Origin of the sequence: Bacillus cereus group sp. MYBK195-1 (genome assembly GCF_051916605.1) — a bacterium.
Lineage (GTDB): Bacteria > Bacillota > Bacilli > Bacillales > Bacillaceae_G > Bacillus_A > Bacillus_A cereus.
On sequence record NZ_JBQAGZ010000001.1, the window covers coordinates 1465816 to 1491370 of the forward strand.

Here is a 25555-nt window from a genome sequence, read left to right on the forward strand (position 1 = left end):
ATATTACGGTTTGAATTTTGGAAATAATTCTTGATATTCAGGGTTATGACGGAGGTCTTGTGTTAGGTTACTAAGCTCTAAAAAACGTATGTCCAGTACTTCGGGAGATTGACCGTAATGTGTTTGAAGTCCCATTTGAACACCCCTTTTTGAAAGGGTAGGTGTAATTTGTAATTTTCTTGCCTTTGATTGTTCATTCCAAGGGCTAAAATAAAATTTTAAAATAAATGAAGGATAGTCATAAATTATATATCCGTGCCGCGAATGATGTCTACCAGGTAAATATGCACCGTCTAGATGATTGTGAATAAATCTCCAAGCACATCCGAGATTTGGGTTATAAGGGAAGACACCGTGGTATCGCTGTTCTACTAAGGGGATAGAATATCTAGGATTTGAATAATTATAATTATGATTATCTATCATTAAAATCATTCTAATCGCATACATGTTTTGGCCTAGTGTATGAAGAGATGAAAAAAATTCTTCAGTATTATTACAACAAAAGAATTCAGTAGTATTTAAAACGATTTTCCAACCTGAAACTTCTCTTTCAATTTCCATCACTTCAATATCAGTATTAGTTGGATCAAACTCAAGAAATCTTGAATTTCGTACTTCCCAATGGGGTGCTAATAGTTTACAAATCTCTACGGAACGATCTGTAGACCCTCTATTAATTAAAATGCCGTGATCGAATATTTTCGTGTGATGCATAAGCCACCATGGAAGTAGGTATTCTTCATTATAAAAATGAGAAATGATTGTCTTTTTCATATTAATTCCCTCCTATACAAGCAATCATTATTAGTAGGATATGCTTTTAAATAAGAAAGGTTAAAAATGGCAGACAATGTAGTATTAGGTAGTAGTTTAGTAATTTTATTGTATAAGTGTAGATTACTCGTATTGAATCATCATAGGAGGAGATTGGAATTTTGTATAAATTGTGAATAATAAACCGTCACGTTTGACTGTACAGTTTATGTGTTGTATGATGTAAGTAATATAAACAAGGGGGGAAGATCGTTGGGAAGGTGTATCGAATCGGACAGTTGGCTCTCATGGCTCACGTGTCGAAACGAACGATTGATTATTATACGAATCTAGGTATCTTAAAAGCGGAGCGATCTCAATCTAATTATCGCTATTATGACGAAACAGCATTTGAGACATTACAATTTATTGAGAAGTGCAAAGAAATGCATATGCCGCTTTGTGAGATTAAAGAGAAAATCGAGGAGAAGAAGAAGCTGCTCGGTATCAATGAACACGTTTCGAAACAAGTGAATGAAGTGACAGACCATATTCATCAATTAGAAGTGGAGCTTACTGAGTTAAAGCCGCTTTTAGATGGATTGACTGATTCACAACGTGAAAAAATATCGAAATCTTTATCTGGTCAAACGACAGCTTTAATACAGACACTTGCTCTATTATTATAGAATAAGTGAAATCCGACCTCTTTAATTTTTGTATCGGGCTATGTTTTCTAACGAACAAATAAGAAAACATTATAGTATACAGGAGGTGGACACCTTAGTTTTTTAACTAAGGGGATTCATTGGAAATATTTAATTTAGTCATGGTTGCGATTTTAATCGCATTTACTGGATTTTTCGTAGCAGCAGAGTTTGCGATTGTAAAGATACGTTCAAGTCGTATCGATCAGCTTGTTGCGGAAGGAAAACGCGGTGCTTTAGCAGCGAAAAAGGTAACAACAAATTTAGATGAATATTTATCTGCTTGTCAATTAGGTATTACAGTTACAGCTATGGGATTAGGTTGGTTAGGTGAACCGACAATCGAAAAGTTATTACACCCGTTATTTGAGAAATGGAACTTAAATCCTTCTATTTCATCAGTATTAACATTTGGTCTTGCTTTTATGATTATGACGTATTTACACGTTGTAGTAGGGGAATTAGCTCCGAAGACGATGGCAATTCAAAAGGCTGAAAGGGTAACGTTATTATTGGCAGGTCCATTAATGATGTTCTATAAAGTAATGTATCCATTTATTTGGGTATTGAACGGTTCAGCTCGTGTGATAACTGGTTTATTCGGTTTAAAGCCAGCTTCAGAACATGAAGTAGCTCATACAGAAGAAGAATTACGTCTTATCCTTTCAGATAGCTATGAAAGTGGCGAAATTAATCAAGCTGAATACAAGTATGTAAATAACATTTTTGAATTTGATAATCGTATTGCAAAAGAGATTATGGTACCGCGAACAGAAATCGTTGGTTTCTACCTGGAAGATTCAGTAGAAGAACACATGAAAGTAATCCAAAATGAGCGATACACACGTTATCCGATTTTTGGAGAAGATAAAGATGATATTATCGGTATGGTCAACGTAAAAGATTTCTTTATTCGATATATGACCGAGGATCAAAAAGATTTATCATCTATTCGCTCGTATATGCGTCCGATTATTGAAGTGATGGAAACGACTCCAATTCACGATTTATTACTTCAAATGCAGAAGAAGCGAATTCCGATGGCTGTTTTATATGATGAGTACGGAGGAACAGCCGGAATTGTAACGCTTGAAGATATCTTGGAGGAAATCGTCGGCGAAATTCGTGACGAATATGATGAAGATGAAGCACCACCAATCCAACATGTAAACGAGCAACATATCATTGTTGATGGAAAAGTGCTTATCTCAGAAGTGAAAGATTTATTTGGATTACACATCGAAGAAGATGATGTGGATACAATCGGTGGATGGATTATGATGCAAAATCATGAAATCGAAGAAGGACAACACGTTGAGGCGGAAGGTTATGAGTTTAAAGTGTTAGAAAAAGACGCTTACCAAATTAAACGTGTTGAAATTCGTAAGATGGAACAAGAACAAGAAGAAGAGAAAGCAGCAACTGTGTAAGTTGCTGCTTTTCTTCTAAAAGTACAAAAAATGAGAACTTAGGAGCGGATATTTTGATTCAAGAAGCCTTACGTGTATATCGATTACAATTGTATGTGATCTTTAGTGGTTTACTACTTATGTGGACGATTACTCCGTTTGGAAAACAAGTGACAGGGTTCGGTATTGGATTAGCAGTAAGCGCCTATTGTCTTTGGTTATTAGCTCGCAGAGTGGAGAAACTCGGAAAAAGTATCGTAATGAAGGAAAAGGCTCCTGGATTAGGAGTTTTAAACCGATTTGCAGCTGCTATTTTAGGAGCTATCATCATGTATGAAATTGAGCATGAGATGGAAATGTGGGCATTCGGTACAGGTATTTTAGGTGGTCACTTTTTAATGATTGCAAATTTAGCGTATGCAAATATGCAGTTAGTGAAAGAAGAAGAGAAGCAAAGGGAACATGCTTCGAAAAACATAGAGCTATGATGAAAGGGACCTAATCGGGTTCCTTTTTTAGTTTAGCGATAATATACAAGTAATCAAATTAACGACAAATATAATACGCTTCTTTTTTGTGTTTTTCAATAGTATGAAAAATAATAAAAATTTTTTAAAAAACCCATCGATTTCTAAAGGTTATGTATGTTATTATGACAAAAGACTTTTTGAAAGAGGTGGATACCAATGTTACAAGCGCTACTTATTTTTGTGCTTCAAATTATTTACGTTCCAATATTAACAATCCGTACGATTTTGCTTGTAAAGAATCAAACAAGATCCGCTGCTGGTGTTGGATTGTTAGAAGGAGCTATTTACATTGTCAGTTTAGGTATTGTGTTTCAAGATTTATCAAATTGGATGAACATCGTTGCCTATGTCATTGGCTTTAGTGCGGGACTGTTATTAGGCGGTTATATAGAGAATAAATTAGCAATTGGTTATATTACGTATCAAGTTAGTTTACTAGACCGTTGTAATGAATTAGTAGATGAATTACGTCACTCTGGATTTGGCGTTACAGTATTTGAAGGCGAAGGTATTAATTCTATACGTTATCGCTTAGATATCGTTGCAAAGCGTTCTAGAGAGAAAGAACTTTTGGAAATCATTAATGAAATTGCACCGAAAGCGTTTATGTCTTCGTATGAAATTCGCTCATTTAAGGGTGGATATTTAACGAAGGCGATGAAGAAAAGAGCGTTAATGAAAAAGAAAGATGAACATGCATCGTAAAAAAGAGGAGTAGTGCTGCATTAAAAGCGCAGTATAAGTCCAAATGTAAAAGAGAGGAATCTATTTTGATGTAGATTTCTCTCTTTTTTTATGAAAAATATTCATCTATTAATTCAAAAAAACTAAATCGTATAATTATTTTTTTTACTCATTCTCAAATTAATGATTAGCCATATAATTTGAAAAAATACTGGTATGATAAACGCAATTAATAAAACGATAAGTGATATTGATTTAATTTCGGGTGTTTGAGTAACACCGGCCCCATCAACATCTCGTAGCCAAATAATAGCGGCCCATATTCCAAAAACGATAATCCAAAATATGTTACCAAACCACCAAGAAATCCATCGTTTTTTCATGTTAGCACCCCCTACATTTATCTACTGTTAAAAGTATATTTTCGTTCGTTACATTTATAATGAAACAACTTTAAAATTAGTTTTTAACTGTATATCTAACTTGTTTGAAGGTTACCATTTCTCCATCATCATTATCATCTTTCGTTTGGAAAAGTTGAACTTTTGGTTTGTAGTCTGTCCGATGAGCGTGTTCGATATCTTTAATGTTAAGTTTGTAGGATTCACCATTCTTTAGCTTTTGTTCCAATACTTTTTTATTAGCAACATAAATAAAAGTTACTTTATTTTCATCAATGCCTTCGGTCTTAATTTCTAACTCATTATCTTTTGTTGTGATCGTTGGTGTTAATAATTCCATACTGCCTTTCCCGGTTTCTAAAGAATTCTCTGCTATAGTTGAACATCCTGATAATATGATTCCGATGAATAGAAGAATTAATTTCTTTTTCATAACATCCCCCGATTTCAATTGATTTTGGTATTGTTAGACTGCTAGTGTCCAGCGTAAATGTTTAGTTAGTACTATAATTAATTATACCATAATATGTAAAGTTAAAAAGGCTGTATATCCAATTTAAGGGAGATTGAAAAGTTTACTTATTGTTGTAAATTTGTGTATGTAAGCTTCTGTTTTATTCGAAATATAGACAGGATAAAGAAATTTTTTATAGAAATTTCAATTTTTACATCTTAAAATAATGATAAAGCGTAGATGAATTTATTCACTTCGGAGGTAGTTATTTGAACATTAACGAGAAGGCAATTGAAATGTTTGAACAAAATAAATGTGAGGAAGCAATGGAACTGTTTCATCGAGCAGTACATGAATCTAGAGGGGTACAATCTCTCAATAATCTTGCTTGGATGTACTTTTATGAGGAAGAGAATGATGAGAAAGCTCTTGAATTAATAAAAGAAGTTGTTAAGTTGAATCCTTCTTCATACTTTCCCTATAACATGTTAGGGGAAATTTATATGAAACAAAAAAAGTGGGAAGAAGCGAAAGAAGTATTACAAAAATCTATTTCAATTCAACCATCGGATGAAGCATATCATAATGTAGCTGTAGCTCATTATAACCTTGGAGAGCTGGAAAAAGCTTCGGAATTTTTTTACGAGTTGCAGGGGATTCGGACTATATCATGTATAGCTATGTAAAATGTTTAATTGATTTAGAACGAACGACAGAAGCAAAAGAGAAGTTAGATACTTTTAACAGGGAATCTGATAATTTTTTAGGGGAAATTAATGTAGCAGATTTATATGTTGAGTTGAATTGCTATAAAGAAGCAATTGAATGGTTCGAAAAGGGATACAAAGAAGTTTGGAAAAGTCCTAACTGGATTAGTAGGTTTGTGTATGCTCTATATAAAGCTAATGATTTTTCCCGTATGAATGAAGTTATACGGGAATCTATTGAAGCGAAAACAGCAGAAATAGAAGATGTCCAGAATGAAGAAGTAGAAGAAAACTGGACGGAAAAAGATAAGAAAGAGTTAATTGAAGAATATACAGAAGAGAATCATTGTTATAAAAAAATGATAGAACGTATTAAATCTGGATATGTTCCAGGGTTAGAATTTGAAACTTATCATATAGGGGCTTGTTATTTGTTTGGTTGTAAAACACATAATCATCTTGAATATGAAGAATAAAAAATTCGACTGTCACATATGACGGTCGAATTTTTTATTATAGACTTTTTGTCTAAAGGTACTAGCTCAATTGTAATGTGTTAAAGGTGTTTCGTATCATTATTTAGGTATATATCCTCTTTAGAGTCCCCTTGTTTAATATTTAAAATATGTAGTGAAATAAAACCAATAAGTCCTATTCCGCCAAAAATAAGCCATGGTGTATACATGCCGCTTAAGTTGGATGTAAAAGATGTACCGGTATAATTACCGATGATAAAACCAAATGCGAGTGATAGTTGATAAAATCCGAAGTAAGTAGCTGTATAGGATTCATTACTGTAATTTGCAATAGCGATATCAGCGTTAGGTAATACGAGTGTTTCACCAATTGTAAATAAAATTACACAAATAAATAGCCAATACGGGTGTTGAGATAGAGGAATGAGTAAAAAGGAAATACTCATTAATAAAACACCGTATTTAATAATTGAAAGTGTGTTGTATTTATGAAATAGTTTTCGAAATAACACCATAAATATGACGCCTGTTATTGCATTTATTGTAATAACGAGTGTAGCAAGCTGATTGCTATTACTAATGTTTTTCATATGAAGTGGAAGTGCGACAGTAAGCTGAGTAAACATAATATAGAAGAAGATCATGATAAATGAAAACAAAAGGAAAGGTTTGTTTTGTAAAATAGCCTGTATTCCTAATGTAATAGATGTATTTTCAGTAGTGACTTGGAAGTGATTTTTAAGTAAGTAAAAGATGAAAGCGAATAACAGCATAAGGGATCCTGTTAGAGAGAAAGCATAGATTGGATCGAGTAAGAGTAAGAACCCTCCTGCAATTGGTCCGATTATTGCACCGCAATTGAAGCTAAGGTTTAAATATGTAAATAAATTTTTTCTCATATGAGCTGGCTGTGAGCCAAATATAGCGCGAGCGGCAGGTTCGTAAAATGCAGTTCCGAAGCCAATAAGTGCAGAAGAAATAGAAATTGTATAGAAATCAGAGGATATCCCTAAAGCGATAAATCCGACTCCTCTTAAAAATAATCCGGCTATCATCATAATGATATAGCCTATTTTATCAGCAATTAATCCTGAGAATAAAGGGAGAACTCGTGATGTAATTGTCATAACCGTCAACACTGTTCCTACTTGAACAGCTGAAAAATGGAGAAAGTTTAATAGATAAATAGCTAAAAATGCGTATACCGCAAAATACCCAAAAGACATAAAAAATGAAGAAATAAGCATGAAACGTATCGGTATTGAGAAACTTTTCATAGAACTCCTCCTAATATTGTAACCAGTAAAATATTTTGATGGTTAACAGTTTTATATTATAATTATACATAAAGTCAGAAAAAAGTAAATTTTAAGAAGAAGGTGGATGGAATTGAATCAAAATGCACCAAATGAACTAGAATATATTCGAGAATTTTTAAATAAATGGAAAATACCAAATGATACGAGAGAAGCAGTTGATTTGTTGCAGACCGAAGATGATATAAAGCAATTTATGAATAAATATTTTCATGAAGAGCTTCCATTTTATACGATAGAGGAACTAAAAAGTTTTCGAGAAGATATTCGGGTGGCAATTGAAGGCGGAGAATCATTGCAAAAGTGGTTAGAGAAATACCCATTTCATGTACATATAAAGGATGATATGAAAGGTATTACATATGAACCAGTATATGAAGAGAATGTGTATACAAAAGTGTTAAGTATTGTGTTAATGTCAATTCAAGAAAATGTGTGGGGAAGGTTAAAAGCATGTCCAGATTGTCGCTGGGTATTTTATGATCATTCGCGAAATGGAAGTAAAAGATGGTGCGGTATGTATGCTGGAGAAGAAGGAGGAAGAGCGTGCGGTACGATTGCAAAAGTGAAAAACTACCGGGCGAAGAGAAAAGGGCGATCTGGTTATGGTATGTAAGTAATATTAGAGAAAGAAAAATGGATGGGGGGAATGATATGAAAGGTACACAAATGCTAGCTATAAATAAAAAGTGTTGGGATACAGTTGCACCTTATTATCTTTCAAGTTGATTGTTTACCTAAATATGCCCAATATACAGCGTCTGAAGATGAGATTCAATCAGAAATAAAAAAGTTCTTGATATTGGGGCTTGATCTTTCAAGTGCACAAATTGAAATAGCGAATGAAACGTTAAAGAGTTGGGATCCAAAGTTAGTATGGGGAGAAATGGAAGAGGAATTGAATATTCCGAAAGGGTATTTTGATATTGTATATTCTATTTATGCATTAAATTGGACTTCGGATTTAAGAAAAACGTTGGAACTGATTTATTCGTATGTAAAGCCAGGAGGAAGTTTTATTTTTAGTTGGGAGCACCCAGTATATTCAAATTTACAGTATGGTACAGAGGAAGTTGCTATAAAGTCTTCTTATCATGAGGAAACGTCCATTACGTTTGAAACATTTAAAGGAGAAAATGTACAAGCGAAATTATATAAGAGAAAAATAAGTACATATATAAATGAGTTAAATAGAGCAGGCTTTACAATTGAGAGAATAGAAGAACCTGAACCGTATAGCACGTTTGATGAAGAACTAGCGATGCATTCTACGAAGTATTATTCTTTATATAAAGCTAGAATGGTGCCGACTACTTTTATTATTAAAGTTAGAAAGTAAAGTGTTTTTTATAAAAGAAGCCTATCATTTCAAATAGATGAAATGATAGGCTTCTTTATTTTTAAAAAAATAAGGTCAGAGATGTACTTTTCTTATAAAAATGCATTTCATATAAAAAGTGTAATTATTTTTGGGGAGGGGGATTGTTGTGCGTCATCATAGAAAGTGCAAAAAATTTGGAGTGGCACTGCCTCTTCCGCTTATAGGAGCAACGGGTCCGACGGGTAATAGTGGTCCAACTGGTCCAACTGGAGGGCATGAAGGTCCGGTTGGCCCCCCGGGAATTACTGGGCCTACAGGAGCAACTGGTCCACAAGGCCCTCAAGGTATCAGGGGAATACAAGGTCCACGAGGGACAACAGGAGCTCAAGGGATACAAGGTCCCGTTGGTGATACCGGAGAGCAAGGAATTACAGGTCCGGTCGGCTTACAAGGTCCTCAAGGATTAATTGGAGAGCAAGGTCCTGTTGGCGATATTGGATTACAAGGTATGCAAGGAATACAAGGAATTACAGGCCCTGCTGGTAGTCAAGGTATACAGGGCGCCCAAGGAATACAAGGAGAAATAGGTGAGCGAGGGGAAACGGGTGCACAAGGAATGCAGGGAGAAATAGGTGTAACCGGAATATCAGGTGTAACGGGCCCTCAAGGTCCTCAAGGGGCGCAAGGAATACAAGGGGAGGACGGAACTACAGGTATACAAGGAGAAGAAGGTCCACAAGGAATACGAGGAATTACTGGAGAGCAAGGGCACCAAGGTGATCAAGGGATACAAGGTGTAACTGGCCCGCCTGGTTCTACTGGAATACAAGGACCTCAAGGTATAAGTGGAATAAGGGGGATAACAGGTGTAATAGGTCCTCAAGGTCCACAAGGAATACAAGGGATACAAGGGGTAAGGGGATCCACAGGTTTTCAAGGACCAAAAGGAATACGAGGAATAACAGGAGCAACTGGGTCTACTGGTACACAAGGTGCAGAAGGTCCACCTGGAGGACCAACAGGAATAACCGGTCCGATTGGTCCATCTAGTGGAGTGACTGGTCCATCAGGCCCGCCTGGTCCACCTGGAGGGCCAACAGGTCCAACCGGTGAAGCTGGTATCACAGGTGTAACTGGTCCTAAAGGTCCCCAAGGAGCGCAAGGGTTACAAGGAATAACGGGTCCCACTGGTGCTCAAGGTGCAAGGGGAGCACAAGGTTCTCAAGGGGTAATTGGTGTAGCTGGCGTACAAGGTGCACAAGGAATACAAGGAGCTCAAGGAATAACAGGAGCAACCGGTGTAGAAGGCCCAATAGGCATACAAGGTCCACAGGGAGAAATCGGTCCAACCGGTGCAGAAGGTCCTAGAGGTGTGCAAGGAATACAAGGAGTAACAGGTCCAACAGGAGCGCAAGGAATACAAGGGTTACAAGGGATAATAGGTCCTACAGGCACAACAGGAGCGGCGGGAGCCCAAGGTCCACAAGGAATACGAGGAGAAACAGGAGATGCTGGTCCACAAGGTGCACAAGGAATACAAGGAGTTCAAGGAATAACAGGAGCAGCTGGAGTTCAAGGTATACAAGGACCTCAAGGAATACAAGGAGAAAATGGATTGACTGGTCCGCAAGGTGCTCAAGGAATACAAGGAGTTCAAGGAATAACAGGTCCGACAGGTGCAATTGGTTTACAAGGGCCTCAAGGAATACAAGGTATAGTAGGTCCAACAGGAGCGCAAGGCTCTCAAGGAATACAAGGAATACAAGGAATCATCGGTCCTACAGGTGCTCAAGGAATTAGAGGGCCTCAAGGGAATTTAGGAGAAAACGGGATAACAGGTTCACAAGGAGTGCAAGGGGCGCAAGGTATTGAGGGACCCGAAGGACCACAAGGAAATGTTGGGATTACGGGCGTAACAGGAGAAACAGGAGCGACAGGAGCGACAGGAGCGACCGGTGCACAAGGAATACAAGGCGTTCAAGGTATTCAAGGAATACAAGGAAGTACAGGAATGATAGGACCTACCGGTGCAACGGGAGTAACCGGAATACAAGGTGTGCAAGGTATTCAAGGAATACAAGGCCCAACTGGAGCGAGGGGAATAACAGGGGTTAACGGTAGTGTAGGTCCAGCTGGAGTCCAAGGTAGTCAAGGGCCGATTGGAGCTGTGGGACCTACTGGAGCAACGGGTAGTCAAGGGCCTATAGGTTTTTTAGGAATTGTAGGTGCAACAGGAGCGACTGGTTTACCTAGCGGTGGCGGTTATTTCTTTTCTACTTCAACGAGTGCAATTGCAGCGAATGCGTTAATACCAATTAATTCAGGAGCTACCACTTTTGGTTCTGGTGTCAGTTTAACAAATGCAACAACTGTAACGTTAAGTACGCCGGGAATATATTTAGTCAGCTATTATTTTCAAGGTGATCCAAATGGGGGGAATGAAACGATTTCTGTGAGTCTTACTTTAAATGGAACGCAAGTGGCAGGGAGTTTTATTTTTTATGTTACAGGAGGTACTTTTGTATTAGAACCAGCGGTTTCGAATACGATGGTCATTAATGTTGCTTCTTCCAATGCTACTTTATCTTTGCAAAATGGTCCATTAGCTATTGGGCATGTAACGACATTATCTGGAGTGATAACAGCTAGTTTAAATGTATTAAAAATAGTTTGACACGTTAGTTATAACGGGGGGAGATGCTTGTGAGGGATCAAGATAAGTGTAGTAAGTTTCAAGCACCTATTCCTTTTCCAGCGTCAGGTATTACGGGGGCGACTGGTCCAACAGGTCCGACAGGTTCTGTAGGTGGACCGACTGGCCCGCAAGGAATACAAGGCGTACAAGGTCCAATAGGTCCAACAGGTCCAACAGGAATTCAAGGAGTACAAGGGGTACAGGGAGAGATTGGCCCAACCGGTCCAACTGGTTTAACAGGACCACAAGGTGCTCAAGGTAGTCAAGGTCCGATGGGGGAACAAGGTCCACAGGGAATTCAAGGTGTTCAAGGTATTCAAGGCGAAAGGGGGCCGACTGGTCCAACAGGTATTCAAGGGATACAAGGAATACCTGGACCAATGGGAGAAACAGGTCCAACTGGAATACAAGGTATACAAGGAGTGCAAGGAGAAATTGGTCTAACCGGCCCAATCGGAATACAAGGTATACAAGGAGTGCAAGGTGAAATCGGTCCGACCGGTCCAACTGGAAATACGGGTATACAAGGTGTTCAAGGAAATTTAGGAAGTAGTGGTTTACAAGGTGTAACAGGTATACAAGGTATTCAAGGTCCGATGGGTCCGACCGGTCCAACAGGTTCACAAGGAATACAAGGAGAACAAGGGCCAATGGGATCAACAGGTGCAACTGGTGTTCAAGGTTTACAAGGTCCACAAGGTGAGATGGGGGTAACTGGTCCAACAGGCTCTCAAGGAATTCAAGGAGTGCAAGGTGTAATAGGGCCAACAGGTGCAACTGGCTTGCAAGGGGATCCGGGTCCAACCGGCTCGACCGGTCCAACAGGGGTAACTGGACCAACTGGATCTGCAACGGGTCCAACCGGAGCAACGGGCCCAACAGGTCCGCCAGGAGGTCCAACCGGTCCAACGGGTCCAGCAGGATCACCGGGAGGTCCAACAGGTCTAACTGGAGCAACCGGAGCAACCGGGGCGACCGGAGCAACAGGAGCGACTGGAATTCAAGGAGTGCAAGGAATACAGGGACCGACAGGTGCAACCGGTTTAACAGGTTTGCAAGGAGTACAGGGACCGATGGGGGTAACTGGTCCAACGGGTGATCAAGGTATTCAAGGTCCACAAGGAGTAATGGGATCAACCGGTCCAACTGGTTTACAAGGTCTACAAGGAGTACAGGGACCGATAGGAGCAACAGGGCAGGCAGGTCAACAAGGAGTGCAAGGGGCACAAGGTCCAATTGGGCAGGCAGGCCCGCAAGGAATACAAGGAATACAAGGTGAGCAAGGAGTAATGGGAGCAACTGGACCAACAGGCTTACAAGGTCTGCAAGGAATCCAAGGTCCACTCGGTCCAACCGGTCCTCAAGGTTTACAAGGAGTGCAAGGGATAAGTGGTATAACAGGTCCAACTGGTCCTCAAGGAATCCAAGGAATTCAAGGTCCACAAGGAGATATAGGTCCAACGGGAGCGACTGGAATACAAGGAGTGCAAGGCCCAGAGGGTCCAACCGGTCCAACTGGTGCAACAGGCCCGCAAGGGATTCAGGGAATACAAGGGATACAAGGTCCAACCGGTCCACAGGGAATTCAAGGTCTGCAAGGAATTCAAGGTCCGATTGGTCCAACAGGCCCGACTGGACCTCAAGGCATACAAGGTATAACTGGCTCGACGGGTCCAACCGGTGCAACTGGAGCAACAGGTCCGACGGGAGTAACGGGCCCTCAAGGTCCTCAAGGAATTCAAGGTCCACAAGGAGTAACAGGCCCAACAGGAGCGACCGGCTCTACGGGAGTAACAGGTCCACAAGGAATCCAAGGAATTCAAGGTTCGCAAGGGATAACGGGTCCAACGGGAGCAACCGGGGTGACTGGAATAACAGGCCCACAAGGAATCCAAGGAATTCAAGGCCCACAAGGTGTGACGGGAGCAACCGGCGCAACAGGAGCGACAGGAGCGACTGGTGCAACAGGACCGACAGGAATCCAAGGAATCCAAGGAATAACAGGAGCAACAGGGGGAACGGGAGTAACAGGCCCAACAGGTGCTACGGGCCCAACCGGCTTAACCGGTGCAACTGGATCGTCTGCCATTTCAACAGGTGGCGGCTATTTCTTCTCTACCTCAACAAGTACAATTGCAGCAAATGCCAACATCCCAATTAATTCTGGATCCACTGTATATGGAACTGGTGTATCTTTAACTAGTGCTACAACTGTCACAGTATCCACACCAGGAATATATTTAGTAAGCTACTATTTCCAAGGGGACGCGACTGGTGGGAATGAGACAGTATCTGTTAGGTTGCTATTAAATGGAACGCAACTAACAGGGAGTTTTATACAAAACGTAACGACATCAACTGTAGTAATCGAACCAGCCATTTCAAATACACTTCTTGTGAATGTGACGAGTGCCAATTCAACATTAATATTACAAAATGGCCCGTTAGGTGTAGGGCATGTGACTACTATAGCAGGTGCCATTACAGCAAGCTTAAATGTAGTGAGAATTTTATAAAGAATATAAAAAACACAAGGAATGCCTTTGTAAGACACACCTTGTGTTTTTTAATATTAAATAAACATTTACTTTATCTTTTCGGTTGAAAAATATGCTGAAAGAAGTATTTGTGATGTAAGTTATCTACAACTTTATTTGCTTGATATGTGCGTTGTTTTTCAATTCGGAGTCTTTGCTCCATCATTTTTATTGCGTGATCAGATAAACGTAACATAATACATTCTCCTTTTCTATAAATATAGGTGACTATTTGATATCGATCCCATATTTATAATTAAGGAGGCAAAATGTGTAACATAGGCAAAAAGCACCTTCCTCTCCCATTACGCTTACGAGGTTAGCTGTCGGACTCGGGAAGTGAGAGTTTCCCTACTTAAAAAAGATTCGCCCCAAGTAGCATAGCTACAAAAATGGTTCCCCCGCTCCAAAATTTGGACTCAGCAAAAGGTTTTATAAAGTAAAAAATAACATAAAGGAGCAAACAAGTCAAATTATTTTGTGTATTCTGTCTTTTTTAATTGTGTAAGAATCATACCGTCAGGAAGTATTGTATCTGATACTGTAATGAATCCGTGTTTTTTATATAAAGTAATAGCAGGGGTATTCGCTTTACCTGTTTGTACAATGTATGTCATTGAAGAGGGAAACATGTTAAATATATAAATTAGGAGTTTCGTTGCGATTCCTTTTTGAAAAAAATCGGGGGATACAACTAACCTGTGGATATCGATTAGTTTTTCTTCTTGTACAAAAGAAATAAAACCGACAAGTTTATTTTCAGAAAAATATCCATAGAATGTTTCAACACAACTTTGAATATCGTTTACAGTATCATATAAACGAGGTATGGCAGTACTATTTAAGTAGTCTGCTTCAACTTTATAAGCTGGAATTTGAACCTGTAAAATGGATGTTGCTACTTCAAAAGAAGTGGAATTTAACTTAAGAATCATAGATAATGAAGCCTCCTTTAAATATGGTATATAAATATAATTGCTTTATGGGTGAGTTTGACAATATTTTTCTTTTTTGCATATAATATATGTATCTCCATATGTAAAATAGTAGTAAATATATTTCTATAGTGAAATATGATTAGCAATGATAAATACATATGTTTGTATTAAATCATACAAACTATAATAGAAATGGAGGGCTAAAAATGGGATGGATTATCACATTAATAGTTGGTGCTATTATAGGTGCAATTGCTAGTTCTATAACGGGTAAAAATTTCCCAGGTGGTATGTTCGGAAATATTATCGCAGGTTTATTAGGTGCTTCGTTAGGTGGTAGATTATTTGGATCCTTTGGGCCATCATTTGGTGGGATTCATGTCGTGCCAGCATTATTAGGTGCAATCGTGTTAATTTTTATTGTATCATTTGTAGTGAAAGCTGCAAAGAAATAGATATATAGATTATGATGAAGAGCCCTGAATAAGGGCTTTTCATCATTCGAAGAGGTGGTTTCATTGGAGAAAATAAATATAAGAAAAAGAGATAAGTTAAGAAAGTTTTTTAGAGAACAAAATTATTTGGCGGTATTACTTGGATTTGCGTTATTGTTCATTAATATTTTATTGCTAACAAAAATATCATTTGTTTTTACACCGTTTATCGTATTTTTAAAAACAATTTTCTTCCCAGTACTATTAGCAGGCGTACTATTCTATATTTTACATCCATTCGTTTCGCTTTTAGAAAAGAAAGGTGTTTCAAGAATCGTATCGATAGCTTCCATATATTTAATCGTACTAGGATTATTTGTATTTTTAGTTGTAACGGTTATCCCTATTATTAAAGATCAAATTGATGCATTAATTGATAACTTACCGTATTTTGGCCATGAGATTGAACAAGCAGCACGTAGATTCGGGGAAAGTAATTTACTCGGTAAAATTCAGGAGAATTTAAATATTAATGTTGCGAATATGGTAAAAGAATACACAGTTGATTTTACAAAGTCATTATCATCAGTAACTGGGAATGTAACTGGATTTTTGAGTACTATTACAGAGGTTGTTTTAACATTTGTAATGGTTCCATTTATATTGTTCTATCTTTTAAAAGATGGCGAACAATTGCCGAATCACTTCTTAAAGTTTATTTCAGAGCAAAGACAACCAGCAGCAATGAGAATACTAGATGATATGCACTATGCGATTAGCTCGTATATTAGAGGGCAAATTATCGTGAGCTTGTTTATCGGTATTATGTTATTAATCGGTTACCTTATTATCGGTATTAAATATGCTGTACTGCTTGCTATTTTAGCGATGATTGTAAATATCGTTCCGTACGTAGGACCAATTATCGCCATTACACCAGCGTTAATTATCGCATTTATCGACTCGCCAGCAATGGTGTTAAAAGTAATTATTGTTATGATGGTTGTACAATTAGCAGAAGGTAAATTTATTTCTCCACAAGTTATGGGGAAAAAGTTAGACATTCATCCGATTACTATCATTTTTATCATTTTAACTGCCGGAAACTTATTCGGGATTATGGGCATTATTTTAGCCATTCCAGGATATGCGATATTAAAAGTGTTAGTGACGCACGGTTATAGATTTGTTAAGTTGAATACGTGAAAAAAGAGCTAAAACAGTATTATCTGTTTTAGCTCTTTTTTATTAACAATTCATTTGCATATTGGCGCGCCCATTGATCCGCTTCTAATATAGCATCTAGTGAAGGATCTTTTACGTTATGATGAGCTTCAACTGTTTTGTAAATTGTTTTTTCAATATCGAAAAAGACAATTTCATTTTTTAAGAATAGTGCATTCGCAATTTCGTTTGCTGCATTTAATACAGCGGGAGTAGTACCACCGATTTTGCCACATTCATATGCGTATTGTAGGCAAGGGAACTTCTCTAAATCTGGTTTTTCAAAATGTAAACTACCGATTTCTAATAAATTTAATTTTTCATAGGAAGAAGGTAGCCGAGTAGGATAGTGAAACGCATATTGAATCGGCATTCTCATATCAGGAGCACCGAGCTGTGCCATAACTGATCCATCAATAAATTCTACTAAAGAATGAATGATACTTTCTTTATGAATCATTACATCAATTTTTTCATACGGAATATCAAATAGCCATCTCGCTTCCATTACTTCAAACCCTTTATTCATTAATGTGGCAGAATCAATCGTTAGTTTTGCGCCCATTAACCAGTTTGGGTGCTTTAAAGCATCTTTTGCTTGTAAAGTTTTCATTTCTTCACGTGTTTTATCACGGAATGCACCGCCAGAAGCTGTAACAATTAATTTGTCAATTTCTTTATTATTTTCTCCGTTTAAACATTGGAAAATAGCTGAATGTTCGCTATCTACTGGAATTAAGCGACATCCGTTTTGTTGCGCTAGTTCAGTTACGATATGTCCAGCTGCAACTAACGTTTCTTTATTAGCGATGGCAATATCTTTCTTCACCTTTAATGCTTCAATCGTTGGAAGTAGTCCGGAAACTCCGACAACAGAACTTAATACAAGATTTGAATCAGGGTGAGTAGCTACCGCAATTAAGCCATCAGTTCCGTATGTGATTTTTGTATTCGCTGAAATACGCGTACGAAGCGTGTCTGCTAAGTCTTTTGTCGCAACGCTTACAATGCGAGGTTGAAATGTTTTGATTTGTTGCTCAAGAAGATCGATATTATAATTTGCGGTTAAACCGACAATTTTAAAATGTTCAGGATGAGCTGAAACGACATCTAATGCAGATGTGCCGATAGATCCTGTGGAACCTAAAATGGATATATATTTTACCATGAAAAAACCTCCAAAGTTGTTTCGAATATTTCTGCAAACCTATATAACATTAGACAATAGAAGTGGAAATTCCTGCTATATAAAATAGAAAAATCGGGTTTGTTTGGAAGCGAAATGTGATAAACTGTAAAAAATAACGAAAAAGCAATGAAAGAGAAGAGTACATATTCGAAACTTTTCAGAGAGCTGATATGTGGTGAGAATCAGTAAGGGATGAATATGGAATGGGCTCTAGAGCTTCTAACTGAAATGAGTAGGTAAAGACGGTTACTTCACGTTATTGAAGTATGAAGTGAGCTAATGATAGCTAATTAAGGTGGTACCGCGGGAGTCTCTCGTCCTTTTTTTAGGATGAGGGGCTCTTTTTATTTTGAGAAAGGAGGAGTTAGTGTGAGTGAAAAAATAATGTTAACAGGAATTAAGCCGACAGGTTATCCGCATTTAGGAAATTATATTGGTGCGATTAAACCTGCATTACAAATGTCAAAGAATAATGAAGGAAAAGCATTGTACTTTATAGCTGATTATCATGCATTAAATGCTGTGCATGATTCAGAAAAGTTCAGCAGTTATACGAAAGAGGTAGCAGCTACTTGGTTATCACTTGGAATTGGAGAAGATGTTATTTTTTATCGACAAACAGAAGTGCCAGAGATTCTAGAATTAGCTTGGATTTTAGCTTGCCTAACTCCGAAAGGTCTTATGAACCGTGCTCATGCGTATAAAGCGAAGGTGGAGCAAAATAAAGAAGCAGGGTTAGAGGTCGATGCGGGAGTGAATATGGGGTTATACACGTACCCGATTTTAATGGCAGCTGACATATTATTATTTCAAGCTACTCATGTACCAGTTGGAAAAGACCAAATTCAGCATATTGAAATTGCGCGTGATATTGCGACTTATTTTAATCATACATTTGGCACGGCATTTACACTTCCAGAGTATGTTATACAAGAAGAAGGAGCTATTTTACCTGGTCTTGACGGAAGGAAGATGAGTAAAAGTTACGGAAATGTGATCCCATTATTTGCAAAGCAAGAAAAACTACGAAAATTAATATTTAAAATCAAAACAGATTCTTCACTTCCAAATGAACCGAAAGAACTAGAAACCTTATTTACAATTTATAAAGAATTTGCGACAGAAGACGAAGTACAGTCATTACGTGAAAAATATGAGACTGGAATCGGATGGGGCGATGTGAAAAAAGAGTTGTTTCGCGTTGTAGATCGTGAGTTAGCTGGACCTCGTGAGAAATACACTATGTATATGAATGAAACGAATTTATTATATGAAGCGTTGGAAAACGGTGCTGAGAAGGCACGCGCTATTGCGAAGATAAATTTAGCAGAAATTAAAAAACGGATTGGATTTGAGAGGGAACGTTAAGCGTTCCCTTATTTTTTTAGATAATCTGTAATAATCCTCTCAATAACAGAAGGGAGATTACTAGGTAACTCATCAAGCGGAAAGAAGCGTAATTCTTTCGATTCACTTTGATCGCATACAAGTTCACCATGAAATTCTCGGCAAATATAAACAACGAGTACACCGTGTACTTGATCGCCGTTTGGATAGATTTGAAAGAAGTCTGGCCCTGAGTATGTACGGAATAGTTCTGGATTTTTAATAATAAGTCCAGTTTCTTCAAACACTTCTCGTTTTAAAGCATCTTCTAACGTTTCGTTATATTCTAGGGCACCACCAATAATGCCCCAGCGGTTAAAATCTGTACGGAGCTGCAGCAATACTTCATCTTTTTCATTTAATATAATGGCGTGTGATCCTATTAGAATAAGTGGATGATTTCCTACTAGATTTCTCATATCTTCAATATAACCCATGTCATTGCTCCTTGTATTTAATAATAGTTAGGAATTTCTTTTAACATTCTTTCTGTTTTACGTGCTGTAAAGGCTAAGTTATGGTCGTCTTTCGTTCTGAAAAATAATGTGCGTAAAAAGGTTTTAATGTTGGCACATAAAATACAATACTCATTAAGCGAAAGGCGTTTTCTTATTTGAGGAAGCCTTTTTATTTTTTTATGAATAATAGAAATTAACTCGTTTTGAGGAAAATCATGATACAGCATTGCTAGTAATGGCGTAACAATGCGCTCATCTTCGTTATTATGAAAAAGGTCAGATGGAATAAAGATTTTATTTAATAAACAATGAATTAATTCTTCGTACCATTCAAAAGTTGTATACGTATTATGAACAATTTCAGTAAAGGCATCAGATACGTGAGCAAGACAATGAGCCCATCCTTTATTTTCGATATAGCCCCGAAAATCCGTTTCTAAGTTTGTGTATGTAATGAGTTTATTTTTTATTTCTTCGATATCTTCCTCTGTACAAAAGTAGTGCGAATTAGCGAATTGGAGTATTAACGCAATTAACGAAACAGTGTAAGAACGTGTGAAAACCCCATCTGTATGTGGGGAGTAAATGTCACAATATAAATACTCATCACTTAAACAAGTTTGCAGAAGTAATTTCAGCTGATCGTCCATAAGGAATTCATGATGAATGAAATGCGCAAAACATTTATATATAAGTTGGTAACGAACGTAGCTATCAGTCGTTCCGATATACTGGAGCATGTTCAAAGTTAACTCATTTACGTCTATATGCTGTAGTTGCGTATAGTCATTTTGTTGTATAAGCTCTAACTGTTGTTGCAATGCTGTAATATCCACTGGAGAACCTCCTCCGCACTTTAAAGATGCGATCTTTTCTAGTATTCTATATATTCAAGGACAATCCTGCTCATGCAAGGAGAACGATTAGAAATTCGAGTATGATATAGATGAGGGAAGAATATGACGACGATAGAACAGTTAGAAAAATATTTTAAAATAAGAAGAAATGCTTCTTCTATTATGATAAAAGAAAATAATGCAGAGATTTTTACAGAAGAGCAATTAGAGGAAATGATGCAATATTGCGTTGCTGAAGCTAAAAAAGATGGATTAGAAAAACTACATTTTGAAATCTCTTCAAAAAGTCCAAATTATGATGTGTATAAAAAATGTTTTGAAACGTATTCATTTGAATATGTTACGGAAAAAATGATTGTATTTAAAGATATATATGAAGTAGAAGATGTAGAAAGTGAAATTGATTTTAAGCTTATTGAAGAAGTTGGAGAAGAGGCTTTTTATTCACTGTGGAATGAAGCGACGGGAGAAACAGTCGTTCATGATCAATTTGTGCATATGATGCTACAAGAAATTGGTGAGCAATGGAAAGAACATTGTTTAACAGCGAGTGTAGGTGAAGAGCCGATAGGGATTGTAATTCCGCATATTGAAAGAGGTACGTTAGAAGAAGGGAAACTTATGTACTTCGCAGTTACTCCAAATATGCGTAATAAGGGATATGAAGCTGCATTATTTGCAGGTGCGATGTTTGTCTTAAAGGAAATAGGTGCATCTTATTATATTGGTGAGACAAATATACAAAATGAATGGATGAAGGATGTTTTTGAAAAGAATGGATGTCAGTTGCTGAGTTGTACTGAGCGATATGTGAGGAAGTTTTAGGATATAATCTGGGACACATTTAGTGAGAACCCTTGTACAAATTTTGAACAAGTAAAAGAACTTTTCGCCTGTTTGTAAGATAAAAAGAAAAATGAGAACGACAAAGTAGATATTTGTATAATACAATAGGGTGAGATTTGATTATATGAGAAAGCGTTGGTGAAAGAATGGGACAGCAAAGAAATTGGTTACAAGCAACTATAGAAAGAAATAAAGATAATACGTTACAAATAAAATGGGAAAATAATATAGAAGAAGTTCGTATTTATTGGAGTACTTCACCAGATCATATTGAAGAAAATGGAGAATTACTTGCAACGGTAAATGGAGAATTATCATATACAATTGAAAAACCGAGTGAAAATGAACGTCCATATTTTAGATTAGTAGGAAGTAATGGACAAGCAGTAACAGTAGCCGAGCGTAGATTGCCATTACAAGGTGCGTTTAACTTCCGTGATATGGGAGGATATGAAACGACTGAAGGCCGTAAAGTAAAATGGGGCAAATTATACCGCTCTGAAGAATTAGCAGGGCTAACTGAATGGGATATTGCCTATTTACAAAAGTCTGGTTTAAAGTTAATTTGCGATTACCGTACAGACTTTGAAGTGAAGCATAAGCCGAATCCAGAAATTACGGGTGCTCGTCAAGTGTGCTTACCAGTTATGCAAGACTTAGCGAAAGACTTAAATATAAATGAGTTTTTCCAAGTTGGTGACCTTTCTATGTTAGGAAAACCAGGTGAGTATCTTGTGAAAATGAATCAAGATTTCGTAAGTGGTAACGAGGCATTCGTGAGCTTCTTAAACTTAGCGCAAAACCCGGAAAACTTACCGTTAGTAAACCACTGTACAGCTGGAAAAGATCGTACTGGATTTGGTTCAGCATTATTACTACTTTTACTAGGTGTACCAGAAAAAACAGTAATGGAAGACTACTTACTAAGTAACGGATTCCGTGAAAAGCTAAATGAAAAAATGATGGCCTTTTTAGGTGCGAAATTACAAAACGATGAGAGCAGAGCGATATTAGGTGCAATGTTTGAAGCACGTGCTGAATACTTGCAAGCTGCGATTGGTGAAATTCAAAAGCAATACGGATCAGTTGAAGCATACGCTGAAAAAGCTCTTGGCTTTACGAAAGAGTCGTTAGAGGAAATGAAAGAGTTATTGCTAGAAGATTAATAATGAGAAGGAGGCTGAGCGGATTAGCCTCCTTTTACTATTGTTGCTATAATTTTGTTAATGAGGATGTTGTGCACAGAGGAGAAAATGGATGAAAAGAACTTAAGAATCGGGGGATAAAATGATTCATACACGTGTAAAAGCAGAGGGGTTAAGAGAGAAGCTGGCAACAATACTAAGTCAAGAGTATAAGGAACTAGCTATTCAAGATTTAAAGGTGATTGGAACGGGAGTGCAAAATATTGTTTTTCAAGGAGATTCAGAAAAGGGGTCTTTGGCATTTCGAGTACCGTGGGAAAGAGAAGTGGAAAATATAAATGAAGACTTATTTAACAGTCGGATTTCGTTGCAAAAGGAAGCGGAGCTGTCTAAGTATTGTCATTCAAAAGGTATTCCAGTACCAAGGATACACGGATTGCATCTTTCAACCGAACTTGATTTTTTAATTTCGGATTGTGTGTATGCTGATCATATGCCAATTTCCGCATGCAAAATAGGGGAGTTAGTGAGCAATCTTCATAGTATGCCAATTGATGGTTTGTATTACAAACAAAATATTAGAGAGCCCATTAGTAAGTATATAGCAGAACGAATTGTGAAACGGATAGAAGGGTTTAATACAATCACGAACTGCAAAATTAATCTTCCGGATACAAAAACAATTGAATATATTCTTAGTACAGCAGATCATGTAAAATGTTTATTACATATGGACATTCGACCAGCCAATTTAATCGGGTATAATGGAGAAGTTAAAGCAATAGTTGATTGGGATAATGCTTTAATTGGTCATCCATTGCTGGAGCTTATGAGAATAGCTGAAACAAATGAGGTTAGTTGGGATGAATTTAAAGATGGATATAAGAATGATAGTATCTTTAATGTTACTCCTCATATTGTTAGTTTATTTTATAGACTAGATACAGCAGTCATGCTAGCAAATTTATTTATAGCACATTTGAAAATAAAAGATAAAGGTGTATTCTATAAAGAGCGGGTTAAAGCGCTTCATCGCGACATATATATAAACTTATAAGCAATGAGAACGAAGCTTTTAAAATAGGAATTGAGGAGAACATCATGAAATACAAATTTATATTATTCGACGTAGACGATACATTATTAGATTTCCCTGAAACGGAAAGACACGCATTACATAATGCGTTTGTACAGTTTGGCATGCCTACAGGGTATAATGATCATCTTGCAAGTTATAAAGAGATTAGTAATGGATTATGGAGAGATTTAGAAAATAAAATGATTACGCTAAGTGAATTAGCCGTAGAGCGATTTAGACAATTATTTGCACTTCATAATATAGCCGTAGATGCGCAGCAATTTAGTGATGTATACCTTGAAAATTTAGGGAAGGAAGTACATCTTATAGAAGGCGCAGTACAATTATGTGAAAATCTTCAAGATTGCAAGTTAGGTATTATTACGAATGGATATACGAAGGTGCAACAATCAAGAATCGGAAATTCGCCTTTATGTAATTTCTTTGATCACATTATTATTTCTGAAGAAGTTGGTCATCAAAAACCAGCGCGTGAGATTTTTGATTATGCGTTTGAAAAGTTTGGGATTACTGATAAATCAAGTGTACTAATGGTTGGAGATTCGTTAACTTCTGATATGAAAGGCGGAGAAGATTACGGCATTGATACGTGTTGGTATAATCCGAGTTTGAAAGAAAACGGGACAGATGTTAACCCGACTTATGAAGTGGAGAGTATTCTACAAATTTTAGAAATTGTAGAAGTGGCGGAAGAAAAGGTAGCTTCATTTTAATTGTGCTGATATTTGTCGAAAAATCGATATATTGAAAAAATCGTTGATATATTGTAAGTTGCGATAGATATAGTTGAAAAATCGCTCATGTAAATTCGTATACTAAGATATAGAACAAAAAATAGCGCTACTATACAAGATCATTCACGTGTTATAATGCGTGAATTAAATATGCGTATATAAATAGTTTCTCAGAGTGATGCGATGTCATGTATGATTAGTGTAACAACTAGAGGTGAATAAAGGATGTTAACGTTTTTATTTGAGTTAGATAAGAGTATCCCGCAGAAGGATGAGCCACGGTATGATGCTTATTCAAAGGGTTTTATCGAAGGAGATGTAACGATTTGCGCGAGTGACAGCGTATTTTTTCAAAAATCATGTATGAAGGTTGCAGAGCTGGGTATTTATTTAGGTCAGTGGATGGAACAAGTTCAACATGGGCAGAACGTGCCTATGAAATATGAAACGGCTGACCGTGAAGAGGTAATTCTTGGTTTCTTCTATGAAGAGGATCATAATCAATGGAATGTTTCTTCCAGTTGGCAAGAATTTGAAATTCAAGAGCGTATAGCTACTACAACATTAATAGAGAGTGTTCAAAGCTATTTGTATGAGCTAAATAAAGAACTGCGCATGATAGAATATCCTGTGACGTTTGATCAGTACTTAAGAAGAGAGCGAATGATGCAGCTCTCTTACAAACGACCGTGTGATAGCAAAGCAGATACGACGCCGATAGAGGTTTATAATGGAAGTGAGCAAGTAGGCGTAGTACGAGGCTATTATAAAAATATGTTGATGAGAGTGCTGGATTTTATTCCGAAAATTGGTAGTAATATTATTTATGAAATAAAGGATAGTAAGGGCAATATTCGCATCATTGCAAAGGATGTAAGTAGACAGCGCCAAAGAAAGATTTTAGTAACGTACATCGATAATCATGATGCAGAGCATGAAATACTTGTATGTGACGGAAAGTTATTGGATGCAAATTTCTTATTTACCTTTACATATAGGGCAGAAGAATATGTTGTTCATAAAACTTCATTTGGAATGGGAAAGTTATTACGAAAAGGCTATGTAATTGCAGATTGGAATATTCGTCTTGAGGAAGATATGTATTACATTGAGATGAATGTATATGATGAAGATTACATGCAGGATCAATACTTACTATTAGGCGTATTTCATGCGATTTTATATGGATAATCAATGAGAAATACCGTCATTCTTCTTGGAAAGAATGACGGTATTTTTTTATGTGATTCTT

The 25555-nt window shown here is 37.1% G+C and carries 24 protein-coding genes, 3 pseudogenes, 1 riboswitch and 1 other annotated feature; of the genes and pseudogenes, 18 read left to right on the top strand and 9 right to left on the bottom strand.

Annotated features, from left to right (window positions below; translation table 11 throughout):
- Positions 1-3: 3 nt before the first annotated feature.
- The gene (locus ACTFRY_RS07695; protein ID WP_098617223.1) at positions 4-777 is read right to left on the bottom strand and encodes a glycosyltransferase family 2 protein; all 774 of its coding nucleotides are present in this window, start codon (positions 775-777) and stop codon (positions 4-6) included.
- 260 nt (positions 778-1037) lie between these two features.
- On the opposite strand from ACTFRY_RS07695, the gene ACTFRY_RS07700 reads away from it, so the two are divergent.
- From ACTFRY_RS07700 to ACTFRY_RS07715, 4 genes are all read left to right on the top strand, one after another.
- Complete coding sequence (locus ACTFRY_RS07700) at positions 1038-1445, top strand: MerR family transcriptional regulator (RefSeq protein WP_000285635.1); 408 nt, start codon at positions 1038-1040, stop codon at positions 1443-1445.
- Positions 1446-1564: 119 nt separating this feature from the next.
- Positions 1565-2893, top strand: a complete 1329-nt coding sequence (locus tag ACTFRY_RS07705; protein ID WP_000402258.1) for a hemolysin family protein — start codon at positions 1565-1567, stop codon at positions 2891-2893.
- A gap of 53 nt (positions 2894-2946) precedes the next feature.
- Positions 2947-3360, top strand: coding sequence for an ATP synthase subunit I (locus tag ACTFRY_RS07710; protein ID WP_000613876.1), 414 nt, complete (start codon positions 2947-2949; stop codon positions 3358-3360).
- 198 nt (positions 3361-3558) lie between these two features.
- Positions 3559-4107 (top strand): DUF2179 domain-containing protein, encoded by a 549-nt coding sequence (locus ACTFRY_RS07715; RefSeq protein WP_000938438.1) that lies wholly within the window; start codon positions 3559-3561, stop codon positions 4105-4107.
- Between the two features lie 122 nt (positions 4108-4229).
- Here ACTFRY_RS07715 and ACTFRY_RS07720 read toward each other — a convergent pair whose 3' ends face one another.
- On the bottom strand, positions 4230-4469 hold the full coding sequence (locus tag ACTFRY_RS07720) for a DUF3923 family protein (RefSeq protein WP_000747669.1): 240 nt from the start codon (positions 4467-4469) through the stop codon (positions 4230-4232).
- 76 nt (positions 4470-4545) lie between these two features.
- A complete protein-coding gene (locus ACTFRY_RS07725; protein ID WP_000727843.1) occupies positions 4546-4920 on the bottom strand; it encodes a hypothetical protein in 375 nt (124 codons plus the stop codon).
- Between the two features lie 290 nt (positions 4921-5210).
- Between ACTFRY_RS07725 and ACTFRY_RS07730 the strand changes: the two are divergent.
- Positions 5211-6124: pseudogene (locus ACTFRY_RS07730) on the top strand (tetratricopeptide repeat protein).
- A gap of 80 nt (positions 6125-6204) precedes the next feature.
- Here the strand turns inward: ACTFRY_RS07730 and ACTFRY_RS07735 are convergent.
- Positions 6205-7401 (bottom strand): MDR family MFS transporter, encoded by a 1197-nt coding sequence (locus ACTFRY_RS07735; RefSeq protein ID WP_098617224.1) that lies wholly within the window; start codon positions 7399-7401, stop codon positions 6205-6207.
- 112 nt (positions 7402-7513) lie between these two features.
- On the opposite strand from ACTFRY_RS07735, the gene ACTFRY_RS07740 reads away from it, so the two are divergent.
- From ACTFRY_RS07740 to ACTFRY_RS07760, 5 genes and pseudogenes are all read left to right on the top strand, one after another.
- On the top strand, positions 7514-8056 hold the full coding sequence (locus tag ACTFRY_RS07740; RefSeq protein ID WP_001072924.1) for a CGNR zinc finger domain-containing protein: 543 nt from the start codon (positions 7514-7516) through the stop codon (positions 8054-8056).
- Between the two features lie 38 nt (positions 8057-8094).
- Positions 8095-8212 (top strand): annotated as a pseudogene (locus tag ACTFRY_RS07745) (class I SAM-dependent methyltransferase); the annotation flags it as partial.
- A gap of 30 nt (positions 8213-8242) precedes the next feature.
- Positions 8243-8779 (top strand): annotated as a pseudogene (locus ACTFRY_RS07750) (class I SAM-dependent methyltransferase); the annotation flags it as partial.
- 148 nt (positions 8780-8927) lie between these two features.
- The gene (locus ACTFRY_RS07755) at positions 8928-11435 is read left to right on the top strand and encodes a collagen-like protein (protein WP_141538179.1); all 2508 of its coding nucleotides are present in this window, start codon (positions 8928-8930) and stop codon (positions 11433-11435) included.
- A gap of 23 nt (positions 11436-11458) precedes the next feature.
- A complete protein-coding gene (locus ACTFRY_RS07760) occupies positions 11459-13972 on the top strand; it encodes a BC_3345 family exosporium-associated protein (RefSeq protein WP_033694171.1) in 2514 nt (837 codons plus the stop codon).
- A 73-nt stretch (positions 13973-14045) separates the two neighbouring features.
- Here the strand turns inward: ACTFRY_RS07760 and ACTFRY_RS07765 are convergent, their stop codons facing one another.
- Entirely contained in the window at positions 14046-14189 is a 144-nt protein-coding gene (locus ACTFRY_RS07765) for a hypothetical protein (protein ID WP_000945243.1), read from the bottom strand.
- Positions 14190-14285: 96 nt separating this feature from the next.
- Positions 14286-14428: riboswitch (cyclic di-AMP (ydaO/yuaA leader) on the bottom strand.
- 38 nt (positions 14429-14466) lie between these two features.
- Positions 14467-14928: a GNAT family N-acetyltransferase gene (locus ACTFRY_RS07770; protein ID WP_000601232.1), complete on the bottom strand. Its 462-nt coding sequence runs from the start codon at positions 14926-14928 to the stop codon at positions 14467-14469.
- A 209-nt stretch (positions 14929-15137) separates the two neighbouring features.
- On the opposite strand from ACTFRY_RS07770, the gene ACTFRY_RS07775 reads away from it, so the two are divergent.
- Together ACTFRY_RS07775 and ACTFRY_RS07780 are read left to right on the top strand one after the other, a co-directional pair.
- Positions 15138-15386 (top strand): GlsB/YeaQ/YmgE family stress response membrane protein, encoded by a 249-nt coding sequence (locus ACTFRY_RS07775; RefSeq protein ID WP_000539730.1) that lies wholly within the window; start codon positions 15138-15140, stop codon positions 15384-15386.
- Between the two features lie 63 nt (positions 15387-15449).
- Positions 15450-16571 carry an AI-2E family transporter gene (locus tag ACTFRY_RS07780; RefSeq protein WP_000411483.1) on the top strand — a complete coding sequence of 374 codons (1122 nt, stop codon included), beginning with the start codon at positions 15450-15452 and terminating at the stop codon, positions 16569-16571.
- 28 nt (positions 16572-16599) lie between these two features.
- Here ACTFRY_RS07780 and ACTFRY_RS07785 read toward each other — a convergent pair whose 3' ends face one another.
- Positions 16600-17757, bottom strand: coding sequence for a 1-deoxy-D-xylulose-5-phosphate reductoisomerase (locus ACTFRY_RS07785; RefSeq protein WP_000241797.1), 1158 nt, complete (start codon positions 17755-17757; stop codon positions 16600-16602).
- A gap of 138 nt (positions 17758-17895) precedes the next feature.
- Positions 17896-18103 (top strand) — a binding site (T-box leader).
- Between the two features lie 44 nt (positions 18104-18147).
- Here ACTFRY_RS07785 and ACTFRY_RS07790 point away from each other — a divergent pair.
- A complete protein-coding gene (locus tag ACTFRY_RS07790; RefSeq protein WP_001290884.1) occupies positions 18148-19146 on the top strand; it encodes a tryptophan--tRNA ligase in 999 nt (332 codons plus the stop codon).
- An 8-nt stretch (positions 19147-19154) separates the two neighbouring features.
- On the opposite strand, the gene ACTFRY_RS07795 is transcribed toward ACTFRY_RS07790, so the two are convergent.
- Both ACTFRY_RS07795 and ACTFRY_RS07800 read right to left on the bottom strand, forming a co-directional pair.
- On the bottom strand, positions 19155-19601 hold the full coding sequence (locus tag ACTFRY_RS07795) for an NUDIX hydrolase (protein ID WP_000540458.1): 447 nt from the start codon (positions 19599-19601) through the stop codon (positions 19155-19157).
- A gap of 17 nt (positions 19602-19618) precedes the next feature.
- On the bottom strand, positions 19619-20458 hold the full coding sequence (locus ACTFRY_RS07800) for a DUF2785 domain-containing protein (protein ID WP_000355452.1): 840 nt from the start codon (positions 20456-20458) through the stop codon (positions 19619-19621).
- Between the two features lie 123 nt (positions 20459-20581).
- Between ACTFRY_RS07800 and ACTFRY_RS07805 the strand changes: the two genes are divergently transcribed.
- The 5 genes from ACTFRY_RS07805 (at position 20582) to ACTFRY_RS07825 (ending at position 25494) form a co-directional block, all read left to right on the top strand.
- Positions 20582-21304 (top strand): GNAT family N-acetyltransferase, encoded by a 723-nt coding sequence (locus ACTFRY_RS07805; protein ID WP_000207424.1) that lies wholly within the window; start codon positions 20582-20584, stop codon positions 21302-21304.
- Positions 21305-21471: 167 nt separating this feature from the next.
- Positions 21472-22491: a tyrosine-protein phosphatase gene (locus ACTFRY_RS07810; protein WP_098617225.1), complete on the top strand. Its 1020-nt coding sequence runs from the start codon at positions 21472-21474 to the stop codon at positions 22489-22491.
- Between the two features lie 121 nt (positions 22492-22612).
- Positions 22613-23527 carry a phosphotransferase family protein gene (locus tag ACTFRY_RS07815; RefSeq protein ID WP_000582027.1) on the top strand — a complete coding sequence of 305 codons (915 nt, stop codon included), beginning with the start codon at positions 22613-22615 and terminating at the stop codon, positions 23525-23527.
- A gap of 44 nt (positions 23528-23571) precedes the next feature.
- On the top strand, positions 23572-24282 hold the full coding sequence (locus ACTFRY_RS07820) for a YjjG family noncanonical pyrimidine nucleotidase (protein WP_000875415.1): 711 nt from the start codon (positions 23572-23574) through the stop codon (positions 24280-24282).
- 246 nt (positions 24283-24528) lie between these two features.
- The gene (locus ACTFRY_RS07825; protein ID WP_000955121.1) at positions 24529-25494 is read left to right on the top strand and encodes a tubby C-terminal domain-like protein; all 966 of its coding nucleotides are present in this window, start codon (positions 24529-24531) and stop codon (positions 25492-25494) included.
- Positions 25495-25555 lie beyond the last annotated feature (61 nt).